Source organism: Nocardia kruczakiae NBRC 101016, from assembly GCF_001612965.1.
GTDB classification, from domain to species: Bacteria; Actinomycetota; Actinomycetes; order Mycobacteriales; family Mycobacteriaceae; genus Nocardia; species Nocardia kruczakiae.
Genome location: NZ_BDBL01000086.1, coordinates 1 through 5,397, shown reverse-complemented (window position 1 = coordinate 5,397; position 5,397 = coordinate 1). Strand labels below are relative to the sequence as shown.

The 5,397-nt window shown below is 56.6% G+C and carries 3 rRNA genes; all 3 read right to left on the bottom strand.

What is annotated here, in order from left to right:
• Positions 1-38: 38 nt before the first annotated feature.
• The 3 genes from rrf to NK1_RS33045 all read right to left on the bottom strand — a co-directional run bounded on the left by rrf (position 39) and on the right by NK1_RS33045 (position 5,207).
• A 5S ribosomal RNA gene (gene rrf / locus NK1_RS33055) occupies positions 39-155 on the bottom strand.
• Positions 156-247: 92 nt separating this feature from the next.
• Positions 248-3,362 (bottom strand): 23S ribosomal RNA (locus NK1_RS33050).
• 328 nt (positions 3,363-3,690) lie between these two features.
• Positions 3,691-5,207, bottom strand: a 16S ribosomal RNA gene (locus NK1_RS33045).
• The 16S, 23S and 5S rRNA genes sit together here, the layout of an rRNA operon.
• Positions 5,208-5,397: the final 190 nt, after the last annotated feature.

Genomic DNA, 5,397 nt, shown 5'->3' with positions numbered 1-5,397 from the left:
CCCCCAACCTGGTGGTTGGGGGCCTTCGCGAATGTATGTTCCGGCGGTGTCCTACTCTCCCACACCCTGGCGAGTGCAGTACCATCGGCGCAGGTGGCCTTAGCTTCCGGGTTCGGAATGGGACCGGGCGTTTCCCCACCGCTATAGCCGCCGTAACTCTATGAAACTACCCACGCGCGAACCCGTTCCCGAGCTCGAGCATGCGTGTGTTGTTTCAGATACCGCACAGTGGACGCGTAGCAACTTTGTTGGTAAGTCCTCGGCCTATTAGTACCAGTCACCTCCATGCGTTACCGCACTTCCAGTTCTGGCCTATCAACCCAATGGTCTGTTGGGGGCCTTACCCCCTCGAGGGGGTGAGAAACCTCATCTTGGAACAGGCTTCCCGCTTAGATGCTTTCAGCGGTTATCCCTTCCGAACGTAGCCAACCAGCCGTGCCCCTGGCGGGACAACTGGCACACCAGAGGTTCGTCCGTCCCGGTCCTCTCGTACTAGGGACAGCCTTCCTCAAGTTTCTAACGCGCGCGGCGGATAGAGACCGAACTGTCTCACGACGTTCTAAACCCAGCTCGCGTGCCGCTTTAATGGGCGAACAGCCCAACCCTTGGGACCTACTCCAGCCCCAGGATGCGACGAGCCGACATCGAGGTGCCAAACCATCCCGTCGATATGGACTCTTGGGGAAGATCAGCCTGTTATCCCCGGGGTACCTTTTATCCGTTGAGCGACACCGCTTCCACATGCCGGTGCCGGATCACTAGTCCCGACTTTCGTCCCTGCTCGACCTGTCAGTCTCACAGTCAAGCTCCCTTGTGCACTTACACTCAACACCTGATTGCCAACCAGGCTGAGGGAACCTTTGGGCGCCTCCGTTACACTTTAGGAGGCAACCGCCCCAGTTAAACTACCCACCAGGCACTGTCCCTGAACCAGATCATGGCCCGAGGTTAGAAGTCCAATACGACCAGAGTGGTATTTCAACGACGACTCCACGAACACTGGCGTGCCCGCTTCACAGTCTCCCACCTATCCTACACAAACCGTACCGAACACCAATACCAAGCTATAGTGAAGGTCCCGGGGTCTTTTCGTCCTGCCGCGCGTAACGAGCATCTTTACTCGTAATGCAATTTCGCCGAGTCTGTGGTGGAGACAGCAGAGAAGTCGTTACGCCATTCGTGCAGGTCGGAACTTACCCGACAAGGAATTTCGCTACCTTAGGATGGTTATAGTTACCACCGCCGTTTACCGGGGCTTAAATTCTCAGCTTCGCACATTACTGCGCTAACCGGTCCTCTTAACCTTCCGGCACCGGGCAGGCGTCAGTCCGTATACATCGTCTTACGACTTCGCACGGACCTGTGTTTTTAGTAAACAGTCGCTTCTCTCTGGTCTCTGCGACCCAACCCAGCTCCGAGTGCAAGACTCATCACCAGATCGGGCCCTCCTTCTCCCGAAGTTACGGAGGTATTTTGCCGAGTTCCTTCACCACAGTTATCTCGATCGCCTCAGTATTCTCTACCTGACCACCTGTGTCGGTTTGGGGTACGGGCCGTGTACCAACTCACTAGAGGCTTTTCTCGGCAGCATAGGATCACTGAATTCACCTCAACCGGCTACGCATCACCTCTCAGGCACATGCTGTGCGGATTTGCCTACACAACGCCCTACAGGCTTACACCCGGTAATCCACCACCGGGCCCAGCTACCTTCCTGCGTCACCCCATCGCTTGACTACTACAGCCAGGGTCGTGCGCAGCCACATCCGGCCTCCCGAAGGAGGTCCATCCGCTTTTGGGCACTTAGCACAACTGATTCGCCATTGGGCGCGGATACACGGGTACGGGAATATCAACCCGTTGTCCATCGACTACGCCTGTCGGCCTCGCCTTAGGTCCCGACTCACCCTGGGCGGATTAACCTGGCCCAGGAACCCTTGGTCATTCGGCGGACGAGTTTCTCACTCGTCTTTCGCTACTCATGCCTGCATTCTCACTCGCGCAGCCTCCACAACTAGGTCACCCCGCTGCTTCCCTGGCTACACGACGCTCCCCTACCCATCCCAGCTCCTGGCTCGAAAGCAAGATCAATACTGGAATGCCGCGGCTTCGGCGGTGTACTTGAGCCCCGCTACATTATCGGCGCAGGATCACTTGACCAGTGAGCTATTACGCACTCTTTCAAGGGTGGCTGCTTCTAAGCCAACCTCCTGGTTGTCTCAGCGACCCCACATCCTTTTCCACTTAGTACACGCTTAGGGGCCTTAGCCGGCGATCTGGGCTGTTTCCCTCTCGACTACGAAGCTTATCCCCCGCAGTCTCACTGCCGCGCTCTCACACACCGGCATTCGGAGTTTGGCTGACTTCGGTAAGCTTGTGGGCCCCCTAGGCCATCCAGTAGCTCTACCTCCAGTGTGAAACACGCGACGCTGCACCTAAATGCATTTCGGGGAGAACCAGCTATCACGGAGTTTGATTGGCCTTTCACCCCTACCCACAGCTCATCCCCTCAGTTTTCAACCTAAGTGGGTTCGGGCCTCCACGACGTCTTACCGTCGCTTCACCCTGGCCATGGGTAGATCACTCCGCTTCGGGTCCATGACATGCGACTCAAACGCCCTATTCGGACTCGCTTTCGCTACGGCTACCCCACACGGGTTAACCTCGCCACACACCGATGACTCGCAGGCTCATTCTTCAAAAGGCACGCCATCACCCCACGACCGAAATCGAAGGCTCTGACGGATTGTAAGCGCACGGTTTCAGGTACTATTTCACTCCCCTCCCGGGGTACTTTTCACCTTTCCCTCACGGTACTAGTCCGCTATCGGTCACCAGGGAGTATTCAGGCTTACCGGGTGGTCCCGGCAGATTCACAGCAGATTTCACGGGCCCGCTGCTACTCGGGAGCCCACTACGACAGAGAACACGTTTTCGTCTACCGGACTCTCACCGTCTACGGTCGGCCATCCCAGACCAATTCGACTAACGCGATCTTTTCTGACTGTCGCCCAGATCGGCAGATCTGAGAAAGCAGGTCCCACAACCCCGGCCATGCAACGACTGCCGTCTATCACACACAACCGGTTTAGCCTCTTCCGCTTTCGCTCGCCACTACTCACGGAATCACTATTGTTTTCTCTTCCTGTGGGTACTGAGATGTTTCACTTCCCCACGTTCCCTCCACACCACCTATATATTCAATGGCGGGTAACACGACATCACTCGTGCTGGGTTTCCCCATTCGGAAATCCTCGGATCTCAGCTCGGTTGACAGCTCCCCGAGGCTTATCGCAGCCTCCTACGTCCTTCATCGGCTCCTGGTGCCAAGGCATCCACCGTACGCTCTTACACACTTACTAACAAAGATGCTCGCGTCCACTGTGCAGTTCTCAAACAACACACCCGCACCGAATCGAATTTCACAAGACCAAACCGAAGAACTCTTCGCGGTATCAAGGAAGATCCGGGCGGATCGTATTTTTTGCCTGGAAAGAACGTCTGTTCTTTCAGGACCCAACAGTGTGTCGATATATCCACCGCGGTACCGGACAGAGCCGGCACCTTGGCGCGATGAAGCCTGTCAGCGTTCCACCCATGAGCTTCCGCGGTCCCACCGACGGGGACACAAACGGTCTCTGACACAACCACATTCGACTCTTCGAAGGACTGTGTAGAAGTGCTCCTTAGAAAGGAGGTGATCCAGCCGCACCTTCCGGTACGGCTACCTTGTTACGACTTCGTCCCAATCGCCGATCCCACCTTCGACGGCTCCCTCCACAAGGGTTAGGCCACCGGCTTCGGGTGTTACCGACTTTCATGACGTGACGGGCGGTGTGTACAAGGCCCGGGAACGTATTCACCGCAGCGTTGCTGATCTGCGATTACTAGCGACTCCAACTTCACGGGGTCGAGTTGCAGACCCCGATCCGAACTGAGACCGGCTTTAAGGGATTCGCTCCACCTCACGGTATCGCAGCCCTCTGTACCGGCCATTGTAGCATGTGTGAAGCCCTGGACATAAGGGGCATGATGACTTGACGTCGTCCCCACCTTCCTCCGAGTTGACCCCGGCAGTCTCCTGCGAGTCCCCGCCATAACGCGCTGGCAACACAGGACAAGGGTTGCGCTCGTTGCGGGACTTAACCCAACATCTCACGACACGAGCTGACGACAGCCATGCACCACCTGTACACCAACCACAAGGGGGCACGTATCTCTACGTGTTTCTGGTGTATGTCAAACCCAGGTAAGGTTCTTCGCGTTGCATCGAATTAATCCACATGCTCCGCCGCTTGTGCGGGCCCCCGTCAATTCCTTTGAGTTTTAGCCTTGCGGCCGTACTCCCCAGGCGGGGCGCTTAATGCGTTAGCTACGGCACGGATCCCGTGGAAGGAAACCCACACCTAGCGCCCACCGTTTACGGCGTGGACTACCAGGGTATCTAATCCTGTTCGCTACCCACGCTTTCGCTTCTCAGCGTCAGTTACTGCCCAGAGACCCGCCTTCGCCACCGGTGTTCCTCCTGATATCTGCGCATTTCACCGCTACACCAGGAATTCCAGTCTCCCCTGCAGTACTCTAGTCCGCCCGTATCGACCGCAAGCGTGCAGTTGAGCTGCACGTTTTCACGATCGACGCGACGAACCGCCTACAAGCTCTTTACGCCCAGTAATTCCGGACAACGCTCGCACCCTACGTATTACCGCGGCTGCTGGCACGTAGTTGGCCGGTGCTTCTTCTACAGGTACCGTCACTTGCGCTTCGTCCCTGTCGAAAGAGGTTTACAACCCGAAGGCCGTCATCCCTCACGCGGCGTCGCTGCATCAGGCTTCCGCCCATTGTGCAATATTCCCCACTGCTGCCTCCCGTAGGAGTCTGGGCCGTGTCTCAGTCCCAGTGTGGCCGGTCGCCCTCTCAGGCCGGCTACCCGTCGTCGCCTTGGTAGGCCATTACCCCACCAACAAGCTGATAGGCCGCGGGCCCATCTCGCACCGATAAATCTTTCCACCACAAACCATGCGATTCGCGGTCATATCCGGTATTAGACCCAGTTTCCCAGGCTTATCCCAGAGTGCGAGGCAGATCACCCACGTGTTACTCACCCGTTCGCCGCTCGTGTACCCCGAAGGGCCTTACCGCTCGACTTGCATGTGTTAAGCACGCCGCCAGCGTTCGTCCTGAGCCAGGATCAAACTCTCCGTTGAAGACTCTCAACTCACCCCGAAGGGCGAATCAGAAGTATCTCGAACCAGAGTCCGAAAACCTAACTTAAACGCCAGCCGGAAAATAGCTGACTAAAAAATGTCCGACCCTCACACGGGGGGCGAAGATCGGAACCAAAATAAAAACTTTGGCACTGACATTCATCGACACACTATTGAGTTCTCAAAGAAC